A 23801-nucleotide genomic window follows, 5' to 3' on the forward strand; every position below is an offset into this window, starting at 1 on the left:
AAATGGGCAAAAAAATACTTGTGGCGGAAGATAGTTCAGTGATCCAGAACCTAACCAAGCGGATACTGACTATTCAAAATTATGAAATCACTTCGGTAAAAAACGGAGCGCAGGTACTGGACAAACTCGGAGCAAGTCCGTATGATCTGGTACTTTTGGACATTCACATGCCCATTATGGATGGCATGACTTGTGCAAAAGAGATTCGTTCAAATGATCCAGGCGGCAATAAGGACATTCCGATCATTGCCATTACGGGGAATGCGAAGAATTATTCCATGGAGGACTTCAAGGAAGTAGGAATCAATGACTATTTACCCAAACCTCTGAACTATGATAACATGGTAGAGCTGGTAAAGTCTTATGTAGAGAAATAAATGACCGTTAAGTTTACCAATCATTTTCTCAATAAACTAGAAGATCTTTTTTCTGAAACGGATTACATCCTCCGGTACGAAAAAGGCAGGTTTCAGTCTGGCTATTGCATCATCAAAGACAAAAAAGTAGCAGTAGTCAATAAGTATTTCTCAACGGAAGGAAAGATCAACAGCCTGATTGAAATTTTAAAATCCATTGAAGTAGACATTTCCGGGCTAAGCGAGAAAAACAGGAAACTTTACAACGAAATCTCACAAACAGAACTTCAGCTTTGAGGATTACATTTCTTGGTACTGGCACTTCACAGGGTGTTCCTGTGATCACTTGCACGTGCGATGTGTGCACGTCATTGGACTTTCATGACAAGCGATTGCGAAGTTCAATCCATGTACAGGTTGGTGAAACGAGCATTGTGGTAGATACCGGACCTGATTTTCGGCAGCAAATGCTCCGGGAAAGGATCAGGAAGCTCAATGCAGTCATATTCACACATGAACATAAAGATCACACAGCTGGCCTGGATGATGTCAGAAGCTTCAATTTTGCCCAGAAAACGGACATGCCGATCTATGGCAGGAAAACTGTATTAGAGCAGATCAAGAAAGAATTCGCTTATGCTTTTGCAGAGATCAAATACCCAGGCGTACCGATCATTACTCCAATAGAAATTGAAAACAGGCCCTTTGAAGTAGCTGGAATTGACATCATTCCAATAGAGGTCATGCACCACAAACTCCCTGTTTTTGGTTATCGCTTTGGCGATTTCTCATACATCACAGATACGAATTATATAAGCCCCGAGGAGATTGATAAAGTCCGTGGCAGTAAAGTGCTCGTTCTAAATGCCCTGCAAAAAACCGAGCATATCAGTCACTACACTTTGCAAGAAGCGGTAGATGTTGCAAGAGAAATCGGAGCAGAAAAAACCTACTTCACACACATCAGTCACAAACTGGGGTTACACCAGGAGGTTAATGCAGAACTTCCCGAAGGCATGGAGTTGGCCTGGGATGGACTCAAAGTAGACCTGTAATTCTCGCGCCATTAATATCTCATGTTCCACAGTTATTACTTCATACGTAAGCTGTCAAAAGCTTTAGGACAGAAACTCACCGGCTGGGAGTTTGTTGCGTGCTTCAGCCAAAACAAAGATGAAATCGTTTTTGGACTAGCCCATGATCAGGAAGAATGCTACATCAAATGTAATTTTGATCCGCAAGTAAGCTTGATTGACTTTCCTTCCGATTTCAAACGAGCTCGAAAAAACAGCATTGACCTTTTCCCCGAGATTCTTGGAAAGAAAATAGAGACGGTTCACCAGGTTGATTGGGACAGAAGCTTCTATTTCCAATTATCTGATGGTGCTCAGCTACTTTTCAAACTCCATGGTCGTCGAAGTAATGTCCTGCTGTTCAAAGACAAAGAGGAATCGAAAGTGTTCCGACATGTTCTTGCCTCGGATCAACAGACGGACCTCAATTCTCTTGCTCGAACAATATCCATTGATCATCCACAGGCAGAGGACCTTCGTCAATTACGTATGCTGCTGGGAAAAACCATCTCTGCTTCTGCAACAGATGATGAGGTCTTGAAAATGAGTCTTAATCTGCTTGTAGCAAATAAAATCTATCTGCATAAAAACCAGCAGGGCAAACCTGAAGTGAGCCTGCTCGAGCCAACACAGTTTGATTTCGAAAGTGATGATCCAATTAAGATCTGTCAAGAGTTGCACCTCTCCTTCGTGCGGGACTATCTCTTCCTTCACAAGAAACAGAGCATCGTCAATCTGTTAAAAAAACGACAGTCCAAAACGGAAAAGGCCCTCGAAAGCTATCAATTGCACCTGAAGAAAATCAATACCCGACGTAGTTACGAAGAAGTGGCCAACATTGTCATGGCCAATCTACACCAATTCAAGCCGGGTCAGGAAAAAATTGTATTGGAGGATTTTTACACCAACCGGCCCATCGAAATCAAAATCAAACGAGGTGTCAAACCACAACACCATGCCGAGAACCTGTATCGAAAAGGGAAAAATGAAAAGATCGAGCGCCAGAAGACGGAAGAAAGCATTGCCGCGAAAGAAGAAGAGCTTTTTGCCTTGATGGCACAACTAGAAGATTTAGAACCAGTAGACAATTTCCGAACACTCAATCAATTTGTTAAAGAAAAGAAGCTGGATCCATCTAAGGGAGCTACATCGGAGACTATCCTTCCATATAAAGAGGTGATTTACATGGGCTTTCAAATATGGATCGGCAAGCATTCTAAAGCTAACGATGAACTGACCTTAAAATATGCCCGAAAGGATGACACCTGGCTCCACGCCAAAGATGTTTCGGGCTCACATGTCGTGATCAAAAACGCTGGTAACAAGACCATTCCTACACCTGTATTGGAAAAAGCCGCTGCCCTCGCCGCACATCATTCCAAACGCAAAAGTGATTCCTTATGCCCAGTGATTTATACGCCGAAGAAGTTTGTCAGAAAGCGCAAAGGTGATCCACCGGGGGCTGTGGTGGTGGAACGTGAGCAGGTGATCATGATAGCCCCTTCTCCTGAAATTTAGGCTATTTCAGCCCGTTTTTCTCCCATTCAATCAAAACCATTCCTCCACCTTTCTTTTTGAAATGATCTTTGGGTCCAACCATAGCTATTTTCATGAAGGTCAAATTACTCATTGCGTTTTTACTGTTTTCTTTTGTCAGCAAAGCTCAGGATGGTTTGGGTACTCCGGAAGCCACTCAATTCTACCAGACGGGCTCCAAATTACTGAAGGAAGAGAAATACGCGGAAGCCAAAATAGAATTCAACAAAGCCCTGGCGATCAATCGTCAAAATCCGGAATATCACTACGCTAGAGGCCTGACTCATTACCATATGGGGAAAAGACACTCAGCCATCAATGACCTGAATAGGGCCATCAATCTTGATAATACGCAATCCAACTACTTCTATTATCTGGGAATCATTTACCACGACCTGGAAGATTTTGCCAAGTCCAACGAATTCATGGCCTTGACATTAGAGAATAACGCTACCTCTTTTTTAAAGGTCTCAGAAGCCAACGTGCAGTTCCACATAGGTGTCAACCACATCAAACTGGAAGATTATTCACGAGCCCACGAAGTATTTGCAGACATTCTGCAGACAAACCCCAAACATACCAGTGCATTGATCAATCGAGGAATTGCTCTTGGGTTCATGGAGCGATACGAAGAAGCCTGTTCCGACTTTACGCAAGCTTCATCTCTCGGGAGTAGCAATGCCTCTGCCTACATGAAAAAGTATTGCAATGGCGATAAGAAGGTAGTCGCTAATCCATAAGGAAATAAAGTCGGGTGTGACCGATTATTCGGAAACACCCATTGGTTAGCTGATCGAGTGATATGGTAACCCGAATCGCCGGATCTCTGACCAGACATCAGAGATCAATCAACCTCCCATATCATTCTCAATGTTGCTCATAGTCCATGAGGCATCAAAAAAGTAGGATCTCAATTGCTGATCGTCCGTCCGGCGAAATATCAGGTTTACTTAACAGCTAAAGCTCTCGGCACAGGTAGTTCCCAGACTTTTTAATCTCTCCGCAACTAGGGTTAAATCCATGCATCAACAGGAAGTTTTGAAGTTCTGGTTCACCTGGAAGCACTTGAATCATGCATGTATTAAAGTTCATCGACCGTGCCTTATCAAGTGCATAGTTCAGCAACTTATTGGCATGATCTGGTGAAGTAAACTCAGGACATAAGTGAAACTTCTTCAGCTTACACACCTCATGATCTTCCATTGGTTTGAATCCTATGGTTCCAACAACTTCTTTGTCATTGATCATGACGCCAAAAAAGGCATTCTTTTCCTTATACGATCGGTAGATATCACTTAGCTCCTGATCCTGTTGCAACGCCTCAGAAGCCAGGTGGCCTTTGTATAAAAAAATGTGATTCAAAAACCTGGCAATGGAGGTGTTATCCTTCGCGGTAATTCCCCGTATGACCAATCCGGGTTTCAATGTAGACAGCTTACTTGCTAAATGATTGGCGACATTTTCGCAAGCGTCTAAAGCAGTGCGGAATCGCTGCATCCTCGCAGCAGAGACTCCTAGTGTGAATGATTTGTTCATAAGCGGTGTTCAGTTCTTTTTGCGGCTGCAAAACTATTTTTGACCTGAGCACTCTTACGGAAACAGCAGGTTAACCAGACGTAAACATCGCCAAATTATCAGGTAAACAAAAGGTGTACAAGAAGGCTTAACTATCTGATTATCTGAATATTAATTATAATGAAGTGTTTCTAACGTTTTAGAACGATTATCGAAACTGATGAGGAAATCAACCAGATTTTCTTCGGTTTTCAGGCCTAACTTTTTACGTAAACGACTTCTGGCGGTCTTCACACTGTCTGCACTAATCCCCAAAATCCGGGAAGATTCCTTCAGGTTCATGTTCAATCGTAGCAAAGCACAAAGCTTGAGGTCTGCATTTCCCAAATCCATGTGTTCCTCCTTCAATCGCATCAGAAAACCACTGTGAACTTCCTCAAACATCAGCCGGAAAGTTTCCCAATCCTGATCAATGCGCATACTCCCTCCGATGATGTTATTCAACTGATTAAGTCCACGATGCATCTTGTCATTGGAGATGTCTTTGAGTTCATTCACCTTGTCAGATAATTCTCCCAGCAATTCGTTCTTTTGAATGAAGTTCAACGCATAGGAAGCCAGCTCTTTACTCTTTTGATCCAATCGCTCTTGTAGTAATACGGATTGCTTTTTCGCTACCCGTTCGCGGTTCCTCAAAGTGAGAACAATAAAAATCGCCAAAGAGAGTAAAAGAACACTCGTTAGCACGATAGCGATGAAGAAAAGTCGCTGTTGCGCTTTCTCCGTTTCTAGTTCCGCCAGTTGCTTCGCTTTTTTCTCATCTTCAAATTTCAGCGTCAAGACCTCCACTTGCTCCTGTACTTTTTCTCCACGGATCTGATCATCCAGTTCATATTCCTGTTCCAGGTATTCGTAGGCCTTTTCAAACTCATTTTGGCGCAGGTAATGTTCTTTGAAGTAAGAAACTGCCACTTGCTGCATATAAGCTTGTTCCGTTTCCACAGCCATGTTCAAACCGGAATCCAGGTACTTTAGTCCTGCCACATCTCGCCCCGTCAGTAAATAAGCATTGCCCAGTCCTAAATAGATATTCGCCCGAAGCAGGTCTTCAGGCTTGACCATATTCAACGCTTTTAGATAATAATCGGCTGCGGTGGTTATGTCCTTCTTGAATTCATAGACATTGGCAATGTTCAGATTAAGCAGAGCAATACCTGCAGTATCCTGCCCCTGTATCCGAAATTTCATGACTTCTTCGAAATAGAAAAGGGACGAATCGTAGGCTTCCTGATAAAAGAAGATCACGCCAAGATTCAATTGTGCCTGCGAAAGTCGTTTTTGATCGTCCAGTTCGGTGAGGATATCGATGGCCTCTTGCACGTATTCCATGGCTTTATCCGTTTGCCCAAGCTCATCATAAGTATTGCCAATATTGACTAATACCCTGGCTGAACGGGCCTGGTCACCAATTTCCCGAAAAAGTCTAAGTGCCTCCAGATACTGCTCCATCGCCTCCTGATGTCGATCCCTTCCCCAATAAGATATACCCAGGTAACCAAGTGCCTGCGCTTCTCCTTGCTTATACTCAAGTTGTCGCGCCAATTCAATCGAATATTTGGCATAGTATTCCAAGGCCGCAAGGTCTGCCCTTGGGAATACTTTCAACGTATCATTCAACCAGTCGACCGTCTCAACCTTATCGCCCATTTGGTTCAATGAATCATCAATGGCGGGTATTTGAGCAGATAGCAAAATAGGAATAAAGAAAAGGCAGGCAAAAAGTGTCCTCATCACAACAGGTTTCAACCATCAATTTACGTGCTTTATTCAAAAAGGTGACAATTGGTACCCTATGCACCCCAATTGCTTCCTATAAGCCCGTTTCTTTATGAAATAGTTCGGATATTTGTAGCCAGTTATAGCCAAGTTAGAATACTTTTTTAGACATGAAGAGCCAGGAAAAGAGAGAGCAGGTCAATATTTTTTCATTGAAGGGCCTATGGAGACAAGTGATCGAAGATCTTAAGAATCAACCGTTTATTCATTGGTCGGGACTCGATTTCAGAAGTAAAAACAGGAAGTTCATCGAACGATCCTTTTGATCATTGTTAACGAACATGCGATAGTCAATCTTTGCATTTTGGTCAAACATTAACAGGTAGATTCCCGGATGCATGTTTTCCGGTAAATCGATCGTGAATGAACCCAAATCTTCGGATGGATCAAGAACAGATTGTAAAACTGTCCTGCCAAATAGGTCAACGATAGAGAAACTAACAGGAATTTGTTGGAAACTTTCAAATTGGACGGTCAGATGATCATTGGTCGGATTTGGAAATATTTCAAATTGTCGAAAAGAGAAGAAGTTGGTATTCACATCGATGATCGGACTAAAATCGAATTGACCATCAAAATCCACCTGCTTGATTCGATGGTAGTTGATTCCGCGGGTTGGAGTTGTATCCCGGAATAAGTAATCTGTGCGCTCATTACTTGTTCCCTGCCCCTCCAGTCTACCAATCACTTCGAAAGCTAATCCATCTACCGCTCGTTCTACTTCAAAATAGTCATTATTGATCTCGCTGGCGGTGGACCAACTTAACCGTACCAGTCCATTTTCAGGTTTTCCTAAAAATTGTAACCATTCCACCGGCAAGGTCGGGTCATTGGTAGAGCCATTGCCGCCCGTAAGTTCTGAGAAAGAAGTCAATCCATTGAAGGATAAAGTATTGGTACCTGCATCTGTGCCTAGTCCACTTTGAAAAAGCGAGAACTTCATGGCAATTAAGTTGGCTTCAGGCCTGTGATATCTGGAGAACTACAGCCGTTCCCCCTCCTGCTACTTCCGATCCTACCGTATAGAAGCTGGTAGGATCATATTGATTGTTGTATTCTGTGGTGATCCAATCAGCGCTCAAAGCCACAGAAGCAAACCTTGCTTCATCAATTCGACCAACAAAGAATCTCGTGGGACCGCAACAAGTCTGGTTGCAAATTCTGAGCGTGGAAGCAAAACCCGCAGCAAATGTGCTGTTATTGTCATAGCTCTGCAGGGTGCCACCATTCCCGACATAAAGCGTGGTTTCATTATTTGCATTTCCATTCATGGAAAGTGCCACGTAGGACCAACCATTTTCCTGCACGGCCAGCCCTGTCTGAACCTGCCAAAATGAATTGGCGGCCAATCTCACCTCATTGTCAACGCCTCTATTGTGCGCATTATCAAAATTGATCCCGCCATAATCATAAAAAAGACCTGCGTAATCCGGAGAACCAGTCTCTAGCCGTACCCAGGCACTCCAGGTAATCGTATTGTCTGCTTTCTCATAGGCACTGGCAGTGATTTGGTCTTGCTCTGTGTTCCCATCAAACTGCCAAGAACCGCCAATTTGCGCAGCCACACTATCGGCGGAATCCCAGGACCCAACCAGAGACCCCTGTCTCTGATTTAAGGTGGATTCCGTGGCGAGTCTTGTGGCTGGTTCGTGGGTCATGTGATATACATTTTCGTAATTAATGCCCCAGACACCCACCGATGAAGGACTTGTTTCCACCGAGCCATTACCATAATACATTCGAATGGGGGTTTTGAAGAAGGGTTTAAATTGGGAATTTTTACCCAAGCGATGAAAGTGCCTGAAGTTCCATCATAACTTTCAATTTCATGCTCAAGGATCGTGTAGCAATCATCCTGTGTAAACACAATATCATACCCTTCGGTATGCTGTACTCTCCCACCCTGGGAGGTGTGTCTCAGGTCATTGTCATTAGTCACTGAAAACAGCATCGGAAAATTGACCAGGTCCGTACTTCCTGAATCCTGGGCTGACTGAATTTCAATGGACTTGTGATAGGCAAAACCTGTAGGCTGTGCAAGAAGACTTAGGGTCATTCCTGAAAAACAAAGGAAAAAAATGAGTCTGAACGAATTCAACTTCATAACTTGAGTATTGGCGATGAATAGAATAGGAAGGTGCCTGAATCCAGGTCCTTCATTCAATGCTAAGACTCATGAGTGCTACGATTTTCCCTGAAAGAAAACGAAAAATCATTTTGACACACTTTTTCCGAAAAAGTGCTCTAATTGCCGGGAAAAGCAGGCAAATCACCTATCTTAAAGAGAGTGATAATACCCTGACCGTGCTTAAGTATACTGTAATATGTGTGATTTACTTCCTGTCTCTAAAGCTCCAATCTCAACCTGCAGAAGGTTGCGATTTGCCGAAAGTCAAAGCATTAATTTTTGATGGTAAATACCAGGAAGCAGAGCATTGTGCCCTGGCACTGCTTGATCAAGAAATCAATGATGATTTAAGAGCAAAAGTTTTAACAGCTTTGGGAGAAGCCATGATGAACCAAAGCCGTGATGGTCAGCAATTCCTGGAAGAAGCACTTCAACTGGAAATTTCGCAAGGCCTGGACAGTCTGATTATGGCTGAAACCTTACTCATATTGAGTAAAAATGCAGCAAATCTGGGCCGTTTTGATGATGGCCTTGCCTACAACGATCAATCCATTGCCATCCGAGAGAAGTTAGTGGGTCCGGATCATTGGACACTTGCCGATAATCACAACATGCTCGGCTATTGTCATCGATTCACTTCTAAGTATGACCGGGCGCTTGAAAACTATGAGGAAGCGGCAAGAATCTGGGAACTATTTGACGGTGAATTAAAGACTTCTATGGGACCAACTTACGATGGTCTTGGTATCCTAAGTTATGTCCTTAGTAGACCCACCACATCACTGGAATACCTCAACCACTCACTGGAATTAAAAAAGGAACTCCTCAAAACGGAGATGCATCCTTCCATTTCAAATACATTACAATACATAGCCAGAAACTACTACGATTTACATCAATACCACGAAGCCCTGAAAATCTATTCAAGGGTGCTCGAGATTCGACAACAAACGTTGGGTGAATCACATGTAAACGTAGGTGTCGCGTACGGGTTATTGGCTGATTGCCATTCAGAATTAGGTAATTATGATCTGGCCATTGAATTCTATCGCAGACAAATCCCCATTTACCAACAATTTCTTCCTTCCGATTACTTGTTGTCACCTTACACAAATCTGGCGGAGGCCTACAAAAACAATGGACAATCCAAATTTTTCCTTGAGAACCTGGCAAAGTCAGAAGCAGTTATCAATGTTTCCAGTCGATTTGGCGGTCAATATTTAGTCAATAATTACCTGCTTCGGGCTTCTTATTACCAATCCATTGGAGATGAATCCCAACGATTAAAGATACTTCAACAATGCAGCAATTTAGTGGATGCAGAACTTTCCGAGATCGCCGGTCAACGATCTAAGGTAGATTTCTCTCTGGGCCAATATCATTTAGATCATGAGGCCTTTGAAACGGCTGGACAATTCTTTGATCGGGCACTTAAAAGAAAAGCGGGATTCTACGGACCAGAAAGTCCGGTCTTACATGAAAATTATCTGGCGCTAGGAGATTTGAACTTTCAAAGGAATCGTTTCTCTTTGGCCAGGGACTACTACCAAAAAAGTCTGGATCTTCAACGAATCGATAAATCTGTTGCAGCACCTATCCCTGAAGTTAATAACCTGCTAGTACCCCTTGAAGGGTTAGTCAGTATTTCAAAAATCGCTTCTTCATTGTACGCTCTTTACCTACAGGACACAACACAGAGAGTCATTGCGCAGCAATCGACAACATACTACGAAGCCGCATTAAAGTACCTGCACTTTCTTCGAAACTCTTTTCAATCAGATGAGGCCAAGATTCGGATCAGTCAATTATTTGAAGAGGTGAGTGCAGAGGCCCTGGACCTGACCTACGAATTGTATCGAAAAACGCAAGATCTAGAATGGTTGGAAAAGGCATTCTGGATATCTGAAATGAGACGATCCCAGGTGCTGGTACAAGCCATCAATGAAGGAAATCTTAAATCCCTGGCAAAAGTTCCTGATACGCTACTAAGGAAAGAATTGAACCTCTATGGGGAACTGGCCTATTTGCGGCAAAAACTGATTAACACGAACCCTTCGGATCCAACACAACAAGACCTGGAAGAGCGACTTTTTCAAAAAGCCAGGGAATTGGATTCCCTTAAATTGAACATTCGTAAGTATTTCCCGGAATACCACCACCTTAAATATGAAATCACATTAACCCTACCAGATATTCAACAAGAATTAGAGGAATCCGAAGTGATGCTGGCCTATTCCATGACTGGTCACTACATCTATAGGTTCACCCTCAGCAAAGACCAAAGTACATTCGATCAGGTTATCAAACCGGTTCACTGGCAATCCTTGTTGCAGGACCATCAACGGTCAACAGCCAATTATCATTTCATTGTGAATCAGGCCCAGGTGGCAGATCAAATGTATCGAAATAGCTCCAGAGATCTGTATCGTTTACTGATTCCAGACCTTTCTGAAACCACACGCACCAATCAGGTACTAACCATCGTTCCGCATGGTGCCCTTTATAGCATTAATTTTGCCATTCTACTGACTCAGGATGTCCAAAAGCAGCTGGACTTCAGAAACTATCCATATCTGATCAAAGATCATGATATCCGTTACTCCTCTTCTGCATCCTCACTGATCGCCAACAATCAATGGCAACGAAAAGGCATCAATGGATACATCGGCTTTGCTGCACCTCAAACAGAATTGGCTTCGGCTTCTAATGGTCCCCATATGGCAATCCCAGGAGTACACGAAGAAATAACGGCTGTGGGAAGTCTGTTCAATGGAAAAATGCTATTGGGGTCCATGGCAACAGAGACGAATTTCCGTTATGAAGCAGCAAATTACGATCTGATCCATCTTGCGATGCATGGTACAGTAGATCAAGAATCTCCATTGAATTCAAAGTTATACTTCTCAGGTAAGGAGGACAGCCTGAATGATGGAACACTCTATCTGGACGAAGTGTACAGTATCCCTCTGAATGCCGATTTGGCCGTTCTCAGTGCTTGCGAAACTGGCGATGGCAAGCTTCACAAAAGTGAAGGACTGATGAGCATGGCCCATGCCTTCAATTATGCGGGTTGTAGAAGTGTCCTGTTGAGCCAGTGGAAAATAGCCGATCAGGAAAGTACTCATCTGATCATCGATTTTTTTCGACAATTAAAAAGGGGTCAGTCAAAATCGGCCTCCTTACGAACAGCTCAACTTAATTACCTTGAACGAATAGATGGCAATATGCGAACGCATCCCTTCTTTTGGGCAGGTTTTCGTATGATGGGGGGAAATGAAGCCATCGTAGGTCGACATGAATCATTGAAAGAATGGCTTGCCATTCTGGCTATTGTTGGACTGGTCTTCATTGTCCTATTCAGAAAGAAGAAGAAAACAAGCTAATATCTGGTACATTTTCGGGAAAGATGTCGTCTTAATCGGTCTTCCTATTAAACGTACATTGCTATGGTCAAAAAGAACCAGGAATCAATTAATCAAACGGAGTTGCTCTCACTAAATGGTCTGATGAAAAGATTAATGGATTTCCTAAAGTCTGAATCCGCTCTTTCCTGGATGGGGCTTTCTTTTCGTAGCAAAAACCGCATTTACTTCAAGTAGTCAATTATCCAATAGCTCCAGCAAGGCCGCAGCTTCGCGCCTGTTAGCATGGTGTTCCTGAGCCAGGATATTGTTTAGCAATTCTTTGCTTTGGATCGTATCACCAAGTTTTATGTGGGCGATGGCAGCATAGAACCTGGCACTTTCCATGTACAAACTCTGAAGTACCAGATCACTATTAAATAAATGTAAGGCACTATCTGGTCGGGGTTCTTCCTGATAGAGATAAGTGAGTCCGATATAAAATTGATTTTCTCCGCTTGTAGCTTCTTTCTTTAGTTCTTTTCGTGCCTCTTTGTATTGACCCTGCTGATAATATTCTCCAAAAGTACCCGAAATACCAAGGTCATTACTACGGAAAGCCGGTGCCGGATACGGTGCCTCCCAATCTACCATACCATCGGACGACTTCACAGAAAATACAGCCCAAACTCCAACAATTAAAACGAGGGCACCGGCCATTGCACCATACCACACCTTCTTGTTTGACCTTTGAGTTGGAAGCTGTTCATCTATCAGGTTCCATGTGCGCACCATTGAGGAATTGAGCATCTGGTCCAATGATTGATCCTTTTCTCGATGCTGATTCAGCAACTCCAGTCCCTCTACCATGGACCTACAACGCTCACATGAATCAATGTGCTTTTCAACCCATTCCAAATCAGCCCGTGATTTCAGTTGATCTATGTTAGGATGTTTATCGACTTCCATCTATTTATTAAGACTGTTCAATGACTTATTCTTCCCGATTTATTTTTAAATACATATCTCTTATCACCTTCCGTATTTCTGTCTTGCGGTTAGCAACGGTCTTTTCACTAATTCCTGTTCGACTGGCTATCTCCTGATTATTGAAACCCTGGGTATCCATTTTCCAGATTTCCTGATTGATCTCACTCAAGGCATGCTGAATCTGATGATGCAGGATTTCCTTATCTATCAAATGATCTGCCTGAGCGTCCTGAACATGAGAAGCATTGCTAAACAATTGGTCATTAATCTGTTTCCTGTTGTTTTCTTTGCTCACATATCCCAGACAGTAATTACGAGCGATAGTAAACATCCAGTTTTCTGGTTGTTCTACCTCGTCTAAGCGGTCATAAGTGTAGAGTTTAATAAATATCTCAGCTACTGCATTTTCTGCAAGGTCCATCTGCTTGAGTTTACTGATGGCATAAGAAAGGAGTGCATCATAATATTTTTCATACAATGCCCTGAATCCTTTTCTGCGATTTTTCAGAAAGGAGCGCCATACCAGATCCGTCTTTGCAGCACACATCAGCATCACTAACTTACAGACATCAGGCGTAGTACATCATTACTACAACCAAAAATGTCAGAAAATTAACAGACTTACTCGATTAGGTCAAACTTGAAATAAGCGAAATGATTGACTTCTAGTTTATTCACGGCGGGTTATTTTGACGGTTCGACGTTCGTCGGTTTGACGGTAATCCTGGTGGTAAATGTTCCACGAGTAGAGGCTCCCTTAAGGACATAAATGCCAGCAGACAATTGTCCCAATGTCAGCTGATGTTTTCCTGCTGCCAGCTCTCCGGATAGGACAACTGTTCCAGTCATGCTGATCAGTTGATACACTCCCTCAACCGGCATTTCAATATTGAGTATACTCGAACTGGGGTTTGGATATGTATTAATCACATAGGCATCATGCACTGCCAGAATGGGTGTTGACTCACAATTCATCACGCCTTCCCATTTTGGGGCTGTAGCGGTGACTTGCCACTGACTTTGCAATAGCCCAAAAGAGCCAAATGCATCCGCCTTTTCGGCAAGGTTAAATACATTGAACAAACCCCCATCATAGCTATCATGCCACTGCTCCAACAAGTCGCAAAAAAATGATGTCATCCCTGGTAATTCATTCATTTCTGCTACCAGGCTTTCGGCGCAGGGTTCCATCGATTGAAAGTTGAGTTCAGTAACGTGTTGCCCACCTTCGTATGCAACCACCTCGATCGCCGATGAACCAAATAATTCCTGATATCTGGAAACCATTTCATTAAGCTCAGGATTGATTCGATTCACCAACGTATCGAGTAATTGTTGTGGTGTATGCGCACAAATGTCGATGTTTTGGCTCCTCAAATCATCGAAAAGTGTGACCCCTATATAAGCTGCGATAGCTACCATATCCGGCTGTGTTCCTTCGGGGTTAACTCGGTCTGACTGATAAGCATCCCAAACCAGATCCGCAGTAAACGGATCTGACTGGGAGCCATGCACCTTGACTAGCTGTGCAGTTTCTATCAATGTTTCTTCGAAGATTTTCCAAATCTCTAGCGATCGTAGTGCATGAAAGCGATGAATGGCTTCAAATTCGGCTACCTCAGCTATTTCACTGGTGACTAATTCTCTACCGCTTTCTAGCATATAAGCCCGTGTTTCCGGATAAGCAGGATTCCACGTTTCGTTGCTGTATTCCACATGCACCTTCCTATCTCTTTCCAACAGATTGAACAACTCGGCGGTGGCCCTTACATAATCATCCGAGGCCAGATAAGGAATGGTGATCCATGGATCTGTTTGCGTTATGTTACTGATTTCTACTACATCTTCATATGGCATACCCGGCAAGATGTCATTTTCGACATCCAGGAAATAACTGAAATTTTCGGAAGTCGATCGGTCCTCGAATTCAATAATCGTGTTGTTTTCCGATTTGAGGGGCTTCATGTACCTCAACACTTCAAATTGCTCTGACAATCTCAAAAAGTCATCCTGATACTTTGGAATCTCTGCCTGCTCGTGATAGCCTGGGAAAACAAGCGACACATTCCTGATCGGATCATCGATATCACTGCTAAGTATGAATATCTGAAGGCCGACAGAAGAAGGGCGAGAGATGGGTACAGGATAAACGTCCGCCAAGTCAAATTCCATGTACGCACCATCTACATCACCCTGGATTGCTATAACACCTGTTCCTTCGAAGCTCAATTGATAGGTACCTGCAGGATACAAATAGGGCTCCGGTTGGCCATTGAGGACAAGACTGCTTGTGATCAGGGACTTCCCAGCCAACTCAGGATGATCATCTACTTCAAATGGGACCTGAAGCGGATACCCATTGACATCAAAATACTGTGACCTTAATTCGGCGGTAAGTTCACTGGAAAGGTTGATCGCATCACCTTCATCGTTCGCATCATATACCAGCCAACCCGATGATTGCTTCAGTGCATTGGTATAGTACCAAAGTGTACCAAAAGGTGAAACATCTGTAAGATTTACACCAAGCGGTCGATCCTGTGCCCCTGATATATAAACACTAAAACAGAGCCATATGGAGACGAAGGTCCTACAAGCCCCTGACTCAACAACTCCTACAAAACATCTTTTTATGAGGCTGCAACCTTCCCTTAGGCGATATTTGGTTTCCATTTATCTTCAAGACTGCCAGGTTCCCCACTTTTCCCGAATTGACCCGAAATTTTATTGATCTTTGATCATCGCAAGCGTTTCCACAACAAAATCAGTCTTACCAAGTACATAAGCGCCACGGTCATTCTTGTGCTTTGCAGCTAAATCTGTTTTTAATGATTCATAGGCTTGTGCTCGTTCAGGATGAGCAATCAGATAGTCCCGAAAAGCAATTTGTTTCCACATGAAATTATTCGCCGGGCACATGTGAATATGAAAGATCTGGGCTGTCGTGCCATCATTGTAGTAGCCTTTCCCAAAAGACATGTAGGCAGCTATTCCATCCCGCTCGGGCACTTTCCAATGTTGGTAACCAATAGGCTTGAACTGATCAATTAACCCTTCATTGAAAAGCATCGATTCATCAATCTCAATAAGGATGTCAATGTAGGGCTTGGCTTTGATGCCTGGGATCGAAGTACTTCCGAAGTGTTCGATCCTTCCTAATAAATTGGAATCAACCGCAGACAAGATCATCGCTTTCTCCGCATCAAATAATCGGACCCAATTTGGATTATAATCCACCAATTCTACTGGATACAGCGTGTTAAATTGCTCTTTGGTCAGTTGGGAAAGGTCGGTATTGCTCATCAGCATGTATGTTTTGTGAAATGGGTGGCGAAGATAACAAATCCCACTTATCAAGGGGGTGGTCGAAGACAAGGGGATTTTTAACAAGTCGCCCAACCGCACACTCCTTTCGCCTTAGCCCGGCACCAGCGGGGCAGGCGAGTACCTGCTCCTTTTATCCGGCACGCGCTTGTTAATCTTCAAATCCGGTAATATCCTTGTATCCACAGAAAACCCAACACATATGAACTTAGGACAAGGCAGCAGAGTGGAGCATGAAGAATTAGGTGTAGGCGTCGTTTTGAATCAAAAGATCGGCAAAACGGTCATTTCATTCGTGCGGCATGGCATCATGGATATGACCGATGAAGAGCTTGCCGAACTGAACATACTGGAGACTGTCGCTCCGGCCGATGATCTGGTCAGCCTGGCAGATGTCCAACGAATGCTATCCGATATGCTGGAACCTATCCTTCCGGAAGTCGACGAAACTGAACTAGGCACAAAATGGGAAGGTGGCACCCTCACCTTTCAACCAGGTAATCCTGACCTGAAGCCCTACGAACTACCTGTAGAAACATTCTTTCACAAAATCGTAATGGTCCGGGATCGCCTGAGGGTCATGGAACAACGCGTCAACGCTTCCAATCTTACCGACGAAGAAAAGGTGAACCTTCAGCAATACATCACCAAGATTTACGGCAGCCTAACCTCCTTCAACATCCTTTTTGATCAGAGAGAAGATGGGTTTGTGGGGAGTGGGAAGTACACAAATTAACCTGATTACATAGAGTAATCAGGTTAATTTGTGGAAGCTACTTCTTCTTAAACTGCTGTATGAACTGCTTGGTGAAATCTGAAGTCACCAGATTTCCACTGATTTGAGCGCGTTCCGCTAAGAGATTGTCCCAATCTTCGGTTCCCCGCCAGAATATTTTCTTCATCTCCGCCATGGCTTCAGGGTTCGACTTTACCAGCTTATCTGCCAGCGTATTGACAGCTTCGTCCATCTCAGCGGCATCATCCAAAACCTGTGAATAAAGTCCTTTGTCAGATGCCCATTTCGCATCATGGAATTCCGAAGCATTGATACCCATTTGAGAGACTGCCGAAACACCCATTTTTCGTTCAATCGCAGGACTCACAACAAATGGTCCGATGCCTACGGCTAGCTCGCTGAGCTTGATCGCAGCAAACCTGGTCGCGAAGCAATAATCAGTGGCCGAAGCTAATCCGATACCCCCTCCTACTGCTTTTCCCTGTACCCTGCCGATGATGAACTTGGGTGCCTTTCGCATTGCATTGATCACATTGGCAAATCCCATGAAAAAATCCTTGCCATTCGCCGGATCTTCAATCGCTAGCAATTCATCAAAACTTGCTCCCGCGCAAAAGGCACGTTCTCCCCCACTTTTCAGGATGATCACTTTGATCTCGGGGTTATTACCAGCCTCTGTGACCATCTGGGCCAGTTTGGCTAAGATGGTTCCTGGCAAAGAATTACTCTGAGGTGTGAAAAATTCGATGGTTCCGATTCCTTCAGAAACAGTCAGATTAACATAAGCTTCCTGGCTCATTATAAAAGGTTGAATTGTTCGAAATGGTGATTCAAATGTTTACGCTCCAATAAGTAATTTTCATACTTATTGAGCCAGCCGAATACCGCTTGCTTGGTTTGCCCTTCTGGATTTTCCTTAAAGTGGTCTAAATAGGATTGACGTGCCTCTAAAAACTTGGCTTTGGCGTCTTCAAAAGTGGCATGTTTCGTATTCCCTATATCGGACTTTTCTGCCAAAGGAAACATGTGATTTTTCGGCATCTTTCGATAGTTGTATAACGAAGCGTGTACTTTCTCCAGTACTCGCTCAGGCGTATCCACTTCAAAATCCTGAATTTCACCAGACATGGTTCGATAAGAAAATTCCATGTGTTCCAGCATATGCTGTGACGTCATGCTACCCCAGACTGGTTGGGTGTCCGCTGTAAGTTTATTCAGACACTCATGGATTTTGGCTTCCGTCATTTCCACGAAAGTGGTCTGCTTTTTCTGGACCATCGTAAGAATCGTAGCTACTGCCACCAGCTCGTCTTCCGTATCAAATACTTCTACAAACCACTTCACGATACCACTAGGATGTTCGGCAGAGTTTACATCCCTCTCCATCTTTTGCTTGCAAGTCAAGCGAACGTAGATCGTATCGTTGTGATAAAGCGGTCGGATAAATCGACATTCTTCCAGTCCGTAATTCGCTGCAACTGGGCCTTTGTTTGGGTAAACGAACAATCCTGCCGCTGCAGAAAGGATAAAGTATCCGTGCGCCGTACGTTTCTCGAAGATGCTTCCATCCAAAGAGGTTGTATCCACGTGGGCATAGAAATGATCCCAGGTCAGATTCGCAAAATTGATGATATCCGAATCTGTTAAGGTTCTACGGTGGGTTTTTAGCGACATCCCGGGTTGAATGTCTTCCCAATGGTATTTGAAAGGGTGATGTTCGGCCTCAGTATACCTGGCATTGGGCTGGTACACGCCGGTAATAGCAGTAAGTGTGGTCGGCGAACCCTGGATCGCTGTTCGTTGCAGGTAGTGTAAAACGCCTCGCTTACCACCCATTTCTTCTCCGCCACCGGCACGCCCGGGACCTCCGTGAACCAACAATGGTAATGGTGATCCGTGACCCGTATTCTCCTTTGCACAATCCCTGTTGAGTACCAGCACCCGGCCATGATGCGAAGCAGCACCTACCACATATTCCGTTGCCAATTTGTCGTCAGCAGTGGTGATGGATGTGCACAACGAGCCTTTCCCTTTTTTGGACAATTCGATGGCCTCATCCATATTTTTGTAGGGCACGATGGTACTCACCGGACCAAAAGCCTCAATGCTGTGGGTCGCTTCATTCTTGAATGGATTCTGATCCAGAAATACAACCGGAGACATGAAAGCTCCCTTGTCCCATTCAGCCCCCATGGCTTCTCCGGCATCCTGTCCGCCATACACCATTTCAGAGGTCTTGGCCAATTCAGCCACTCGCCTGGTTACTTCTTCCAATTGCTCTCTGCCAGCCAGGGCACCCATTCTTACACCCTTTACATCAGGATCACCAATGGTTGTTTTTTGCAAAGCTTTACCCAATGCAATTTGTACATCTTCAACTAACTTCTCCGGAACAATGATTCTTCTTACGGCCGTACATTTCTGACCGCACTTCACTGTAATCTCCTTACGGACTTCCTTAATGAACAAATCAAACTCAGGGGTGCCTGGGACAGCATCTTCACCCAATACGGCGCAATTCAGGGAATCCGCCTCCAGATTGAATGGAACTGCATTTTCAATGATCGGATCCAATGTCTTTAGTTTCTTCCCCGTCTCAAACGAACCCGTAAATGTGACCACATCCTGAGAATCGACATGATCCAGAATGCCATTTCCATAGCCAGCGACCAATTGTAAAGCACCTTCAGGTAAGATGCCAGAATTGATGATTTCTTTCACCATCACTTCAGTTAGGTAACAGGTCTGTTCAGCTGGTTTTACAATACATGGGACTCCTGCCAACCAGTTAACGGCTGCCTTCTCCAACATTCCCCAGATAGGGAAATTGAAAGCATTGATATGGACAGCTACCCCTTCTTTAGGCACCATGATATGATGTCCGATAAAAGTTCCTTCCTTGGAAAGTCCAATGGTATCACCATCTACATGATAGGGCGCATTTGGAAATTGTCTTCTAAGGCTGGCATTCGAAAATAAGTTTCCGATACCGCCTTCGATATCAATCCAGCTATCGGCACGAGTTGCTCCGGTGGCTTTACTGGATTCATAGAAAATTTCTTTTTTCTTGATCAAGTACGTCGCAAGCTTCTTCAGCATCAAACCTCGATCATGAAAGGTCATCTTCCTCAGCGCGGGATTCCCTACATTTCGGGCATGATCATAGGCCATCTTGAAATCTATTCCCTCTATGGTGTGGGCTGCCACCGGCTTTCCAGTGATGGCATGATGCAAAATCGCTCCATCTCCTGCTCCTTCTACCCACTGGTTCGCGATATAGTGCTGTATCTTTCTCATTTATGTCTGAGTTATTGGGTTAATGTGTTATTGAGGAATTGAACCTATCGGTCCCATCTCAATGATCTATATCTTCTCGATAAAAAAATTATTCTTCTACTACTCCCATGTCTCGCTTCTGCGATACACAACGCCTTTAAAAAGTCCGACCAACTCCTCTCCTCGTTTCACACGGACCAGGTAAAAACCTACGCTCTTCGATAAGCTTTCTTTCTCTGCAGTGGCAATCAGTTCATCTCCTGAAAAAACTGCTTTGGTATGATTGATGGACGTTTCTATGGAAACCGCTTTCTGTCCATGAGAGTTACTAGCAAATGCAAACGCACTATCAGCCAAAGAAAATGAAATACCACCATGCATCACACCATGGCCATTCAACATTTCATCACGGACTGTCATTTTCATTTGGGCATAACCTTCACGAACTTCAACAATTTCAATGCCCAGCCATTGACTAAAGGCATCTCCTGCCATCATTTGTTGGGCGATATGTGCTGCTTTCGACTCAACCATAAAAGGCCTGATCATTTTTTAGCATGCGACGAAGTAAAGGACTGCATCGATAACGGTCTTCTCGATACTCTTCGTAAAGTTGATCCAGTCCGTTGACAACCCAATCAATTCCTTTTTCATCGGCCCAGGCCAACAATCCTTTTGGATAATTGACTCCTTTGGTCATGGCCAGATCAATGTCTTCTCGGGAAGCAATGTTGAGGAAAAGAGCGTCTGCGGCCTCATTGATTAGCATCACCAAAACACGGTCCAGTAATTGCTGACCGACCTTGGCATCTTCATTAGGTGTAAGCTTATCAGCTCCTTCCGAATAATCATAATAGCCACGACCTGATTTTCTTCCTAAAAAGCCTGCTTCCGACATTCGCTTTTGCGTAAAGGAAGGTTTGTACCTTGGATCGTAAAAGAAAGACTGGAACACCGTTTCAGTAACCGTATAATTGATGTCATTCCCGATAAAGTCCATCAATTCGAAAGGCCCCATGCGAAAGCCACCCAACTCTTTCATGGACCAGTCTATGGTTGCGAAATCGGCAACTCCTTCTTCGTAGATTCTTAAAGACTCGCCATAAAAAGGCCGGGCGACTCTGTTCACGATGAATCCAGGAGTATCCTTGGCAAGGACCGTAAGCTTCTTCCACGAATCGATCCAGTTTTTGGCTTGATTCACCGTCTCACTGGACGTCTGAACTGCCGGAATAATCTCCACTAATGGCATCAATGGCGCTGGATTGAAAAAGTGGATCCCTATGAACCTTGAAGGGTCTTTCAATGACGAGCCAATAGAAGCCAACGACAGTGAAGAAGTATTAGAGGCGATAAGGGTCTCTGGCCTTACCACCTCCTCTACCTGGGAAAAGACTTTTTGTTTGATCTCGAGGTTCTCAACAATTGCCTCGATGATCAGATCGCTATTTTCAAAACTGTCAATCGTCGTAGAATAAGTTATTCTGCCTTGAATACTATCAGCTGTATTTTGGTCGAGTTTGCCTTTCTCTACCAACCGAGCCATGACATTAACCAATTTGGTTTTGGCTTTATCTAATGCTTCCTGCTGCTGATCGAGCAAGACTACTTCCCAACCTGCAGTAGCTGCCACTTGCGCAATACCTGCACCCATGGTTCCTGAACCTATGACGCCTAGCTTGCTCATTTACCGGTGAAATTGGGTTTTCTTTTTTCTAAAAAGGCATTGATCCCTTCTTGATAGTCTTCCGTGGAGGCGGATTTCGCCTGAAAAACCTTCTCTTGTTCTAATTGCTGATCAAAATCGTTGGAAAAAGATTGACTTAACAGGTGTTTGGTGTACGCCAGTCCTTTAGTGGGCATGTTGGAAAGTTTAGTGGCAATTTTCAAAGACTCAGCCTCGAACTCATCTGCGGACAATACTTTGTATATCATGCCCATTCGCTCGGCTTCTTCAGCAGAAACCTTATCTCCTAACATCATCAATGCAGATGCCTTTTGCCAGCCAATCAATCGTGGCAAGGTGAAGGTTCCTCCACTGTCCGGGATCAAACCAATCTTACTGAAAGCCTGCATGAAGGTAGCTGCTTCATGAGCTACGACTACATCACAAACGAAAGCAATGTTCGCTCCAGCTCCTGCAGCAACTCCATTTACTGCTGCTACTACCGGCTTGGTCAAATTACGGATGCCGTTGACAATTTCATTATAGTGTTCTGCTACGGTTCTTTCAATACCGATGAATTCATCAGATATCACCTCCTGCAAATCCTGACCCGCACAAAATGCCTTACCATGGGCGGTTAACATTACCGCACGAACACTATCATTTTCCTGCGCATCCTTGAGTGCCTTGATCAAGTCATGGGACATTTCCCGGTCCAGGCTATTGAATACATCTGGCCGATTCAGTTTGATAATCCTCAGGTTTTCTTGTTGCTCGGTTAGAATTTTCATGTTAGGGTTAATGGCATTTGAAATAATCAAAAGGTTCGAGGCAATCGTGGCACTTGAATAACGACTTACAGGCCGTTGATCCGAATTGACTAATCATCTCAGTGTTGCGGGAACCACAGTTGGGGCATTCAATGTCACTTTCATCAGTAGGATTTGGCGGGGCGATGCCGTATTCCTTCAACTTCTGTTTTCCAACTTCGGTCATGAAGTCTGTACTCCAGGCCGGGGAAAGTACGGTCGTGATTTTAAAGTCCTGAATTCCAGCAGTTTTTAATGTGTTGTTGATGTCTTTTTCTATCTCCAACATCGCAGGACAACCGGTATACGTTGGGGTGATCACAATTTCCAACTTACCACCATCTGTCTTGACTTCTCTCAAAATTCCCAGGTCCGCAATGGAAACTACTGGAATCTCAGGATCAGTAACGTTCTGAAGGATATCGGTGATTTGGGCCGCTTCTATCATTGATCAATAGATTACCACTCTAATCCTGGGTAAGCTCTCTGAAGGAATTGCAAGTCCGCCAAAATATATCCCAGATGCTCGCTATGTCTTCCTTCTTTGCCTCCAGCATAGCTATAAGTTCCTGCAGGAATTTCCAAAGTAGCCTCTGTAAGAATAGCCGTGATCATTTCATCACGTTGCTGGCGGATGCCATTAAGATCAATGCCCCACCATTCTTCGTGCGCTTTTTGATCAACCTCAGCTATGGTGACGATTTCGTCTTTGTAGTTCCAAAGGTTATTTAATGCATCTTGCATCCGTTGATGGCTCTCTTCAGTTCCGTCTCCCAACCTCAATACCCAGTCTCCGCTCCACTTCACGTGGTAAAGGGATTCTTTGTGGGATTTGGCAGCAATGGAAGCCAGTCTTTCGTCACTGCTTTGCATCAGTGCCTCATAGAAAAGGCTACTATACGTATCGTAAAAGAATTGTCGTAAGATCGTGTGGGCAAAATCGCCATTAGGTTGCTCTACCAAAAGGACATTTTTAAAATCCCAGGCATCGCGTAAATAAGCCAAATCATCTTCAGACTTTCCTTCTCCTTGCAATTCCGCCGCATATTGATACAACAACCTCGCCTGACCAATCAAATCGAGCGAGATATTGGTCATGGCTATGTCCTGCTCCAGCACAGGTCCGTGACCACACCATTCAGCTAGCCGTTGACCCAGAATTAAGCTGTTGTCAGCCTGTTGCAGTACGTATTCGTATTTGGTTGAATCATTCAT

23 protein-coding genes are annotated in these 23801 nt (G+C 44.0%); 7 read left to right on the forward strand and 16 right to left on the reverse strand.

Annotation, left to right across the window (positions count from 1 at the left end; translation table 11 throughout):
• Positions 1 to 2: 2 nt before the first annotated feature.
• The 5 genes from R8G66_18735 to R8G66_18755 all read left to right on the forward strand — a co-directional run bounded on the left by R8G66_18735 (position 3) and on the right by R8G66_18755 (position 3705).
• Positions 3 to 377 carry a response regulator gene (locus R8G66_18735; GenBank protein ID MDW3194420.1) on the forward strand — a complete coding sequence of 125 codons (375 nt, stop codon included), beginning with the start codon at positions 3 to 5 and terminating at the stop codon, positions 375 to 377.
• Entirely contained in the window at positions 378 to 653 is a 276-nt protein-coding gene (locus R8G66_18740) for a hypothetical protein (protein ID MDW3194421.1), read from the forward strand.
• The gene (locus tag R8G66_18745) at positions 650 to 1411 is read left to right on the forward strand and encodes an MBL fold metallo-hydrolase (protein ID MDW3194422.1); all 762 of its coding nucleotides are present in this window, start codon (positions 650 to 652) and stop codon (positions 1409 to 1411) included. Before R8G66_18740 ends, R8G66_18745 begins: the two co-directional genes overlap by 4 nt.
• 21 nt (positions 1412 to 1432) lie before the next feature.
• Positions 1433 to 2947, forward strand: coding sequence for an NFACT RNA binding domain-containing protein (locus R8G66_18750; protein ID MDW3194423.1), 1515 nt, complete (start codon positions 1433 to 1435; stop codon positions 2945 to 2947).
• 92 nt (positions 2948 to 3039) lie between these two features.
• Positions 3040 to 3705, forward strand: a complete 666-nt coding sequence (locus R8G66_18755; protein MDW3194424.1) for a tetratricopeptide repeat protein — start codon at positions 3040 to 3042, stop codon at positions 3703 to 3705.
• A 217-nt stretch (positions 3706 to 3922) separates the two neighbouring features.
• Here R8G66_18755 and R8G66_18760 read toward each other — a convergent pair whose 3' ends face one another.
• From R8G66_18760 to R8G66_18780, 5 genes are all read right to left on the reverse strand, one after another.
• Positions 3923 to 4501: a GNAT family N-acetyltransferase gene (locus R8G66_18760; protein ID MDW3194425.1), complete on the reverse strand. Its 579-nt coding sequence runs from the start codon at positions 4499 to 4501 to the stop codon at positions 3923 to 3925.
• Positions 4502 to 4651: 150 nt separating this feature from the next.
• Complete coding sequence (locus R8G66_18765) at positions 4652 to 6271, reverse strand: tetratricopeptide repeat protein (GenBank protein ID MDW3194426.1); 1620 nt, start codon at positions 6269 to 6271, stop codon at positions 4652 to 4654.
• A gap of 250 nt (positions 6272 to 6521) precedes the next feature.
• Positions 6522 to 7259 (reverse strand): T9SS type A sorting domain-containing protein, encoded by a 738-nt coding sequence (locus R8G66_18770; GenBank protein MDW3194427.1) that lies wholly within the window; start codon positions 7257 to 7259, stop codon positions 6522 to 6524.
• A gap of 16 nt (positions 7260 to 7275) precedes the next feature.
• Complete coding sequence (locus R8G66_18775; protein ID MDW3194428.1) at positions 7276 to 7974, reverse strand: LamG-like jellyroll fold domain-containing protein; 699 nt, start codon at positions 7972 to 7974, stop codon at positions 7276 to 7278.
• A complete protein-coding gene (locus tag R8G66_18780; GenBank protein ID MDW3194429.1) occupies positions 7971 to 8372 on the reverse strand; it encodes a hypothetical protein in 402 nt (133 codons plus the stop codon). Before R8G66_18780 ends, R8G66_18775 begins: the two co-directional genes overlap by 4 nt.
• 119 nt (positions 8373 to 8491) lie before the next feature.
• Here R8G66_18780 and R8G66_18785 point away from each other — a divergent pair, with 119 nt between their 5' ends.
• Positions 8492 to 11827: a CHAT domain-containing tetratricopeptide repeat protein gene (locus tag R8G66_18785; protein ID MDW3194430.1), complete on the forward strand. Its 3336-nt coding sequence runs from the start codon at positions 8492 to 8494 to the stop codon at positions 11825 to 11827.
• 216 nt (positions 11828 to 12043) lie between these two features.
• Here R8G66_18785 and R8G66_18790 read toward each other — a convergent pair whose 3' ends face one another.
• The 4 genes from R8G66_18790 to R8G66_18805 form a co-directional block, all read right to left on the reverse strand.
• The gene (locus R8G66_18790; protein ID MDW3194431.1) at positions 12044 to 12754 is read right to left on the reverse strand and encodes a hypothetical protein; all 711 of its coding nucleotides are present in this window, start codon (positions 12752 to 12754) and stop codon (positions 12044 to 12046) included.
• Positions 12755 to 12779: 25 nt separating this feature from the next.
• The gene (locus R8G66_18795) at positions 12780 to 13322 is read right to left on the reverse strand and encodes a sigma-70 family RNA polymerase sigma factor (GenBank protein ID MDW3194432.1); all 543 of its coding nucleotides are present in this window, start codon (positions 13320 to 13322) and stop codon (positions 12780 to 12782) included.
• A gap of 137 nt (positions 13323 to 13459) precedes the next feature.
• A complete protein-coding gene (locus R8G66_18800) occupies positions 13460 to 15448 on the reverse strand; it encodes a T9SS type A sorting domain-containing protein (GenBank protein ID MDW3194433.1) in 1989 nt (662 codons plus the stop codon).
• Positions 15449 to 15499: 51 nt separating this feature from the next.
• On the reverse strand, positions 15500 to 16078 hold the full coding sequence (locus R8G66_18805) for a GrpB family protein (GenBank protein ID MDW3194434.1): 579 nt from the start codon (positions 16076 to 16078) through the stop codon (positions 15500 to 15502).
• A 223-nt stretch (positions 16079 to 16301) separates the two neighbouring features.
• On the opposite strand from R8G66_18805, the gene R8G66_18810 reads away from it, so the two are divergent.
• On the forward strand, positions 16302 to 16835 hold the full coding sequence (locus R8G66_18810) for a hypothetical protein (GenBank protein ID MDW3194435.1): 534 nt from the start codon (positions 16302 to 16304) through the stop codon (positions 16833 to 16835).
• A 37-nt stretch (positions 16836 to 16872) separates the two neighbouring features.
• On the opposite strand, the gene R8G66_18815 is transcribed toward R8G66_18810, so the two are convergent.
• The 7 genes from R8G66_18815 to paaC all read right to left on the reverse strand — a co-directional run bounded on the left by R8G66_18815 (position 16873) and on the right by paaC (position 23801).
• Positions 16873 to 17634 (reverse strand): enoyl-CoA hydratase/isomerase family protein, encoded by a 762-nt coding sequence (locus R8G66_18815; GenBank protein MDW3194436.1) that lies wholly within the window; start codon positions 17632 to 17634, stop codon positions 16873 to 16875.
• Positions 17634 to 20132 (reverse strand): phenylacetic acid degradation bifunctional protein PaaZ, encoded by a 2499-nt coding sequence (gene paaZ / locus R8G66_18820; GenBank protein MDW3194437.1) that lies wholly within the window; start codon positions 20130 to 20132, stop codon positions 17634 to 17636. The genes R8G66_18815 and paaZ overlap by 1 nt, the downstream gene beginning before the upstream one ends.
• A gap of 99 nt (positions 20133 to 20231) precedes the next feature.
• Positions 20232 to 20645, reverse strand: a complete 414-nt coding sequence (locus R8G66_18825; GenBank protein ID MDW3194438.1) for a hotdog fold thioesterase — start codon at positions 20643 to 20645, stop codon at positions 20232 to 20234.
• Positions 20638 to 21798 (reverse strand): 3-hydroxyacyl-CoA dehydrogenase NAD-binding domain-containing protein, encoded by a 1161-nt coding sequence (locus tag R8G66_18830; GenBank protein ID MDW3194439.1) that lies wholly within the window; start codon positions 21796 to 21798, stop codon positions 20638 to 20640. The genes R8G66_18825 and R8G66_18830 overlap by 8 nt, the downstream gene beginning before the upstream one ends.
• Positions 21795 to 22568 (reverse strand): enoyl-CoA hydratase-related protein, encoded by a 774-nt coding sequence (locus tag R8G66_18835; GenBank protein MDW3194440.1) that lies wholly within the window; start codon positions 22566 to 22568, stop codon positions 21795 to 21797. The genes R8G66_18830 and R8G66_18835 overlap by 4 nt, the downstream gene beginning before the upstream one ends.
• Before the next feature lie 7 nt (positions 22569 to 22575).
• The gene (paaD, locus tag R8G66_18840) at positions 22576 to 23034 is read right to left on the reverse strand and encodes a 1,2-phenylacetyl-CoA epoxidase subunit PaaD (GenBank protein MDW3194441.1); all 459 of its coding nucleotides are present in this window, start codon (positions 23032 to 23034) and stop codon (positions 22576 to 22578) included.
• An 11-nt stretch (positions 23035 to 23045) separates the two neighbouring features.
• A complete protein-coding gene (gene paaC / locus R8G66_18845) occupies positions 23046 to 23801 on the reverse strand; it encodes a 1,2-phenylacetyl-CoA epoxidase subunit PaaC (protein ID MDW3194442.1) in 756 nt (251 codons plus the stop codon).

The sequence above is a fragment of the Cytophagales bacterium genome (assembly GCA_033344775.1).
Classification (GTDB): Bacteria; Bacteroidota; Bacteroidia; order Cytophagales; family Cyclobacteriaceae; genus JAWPMT01.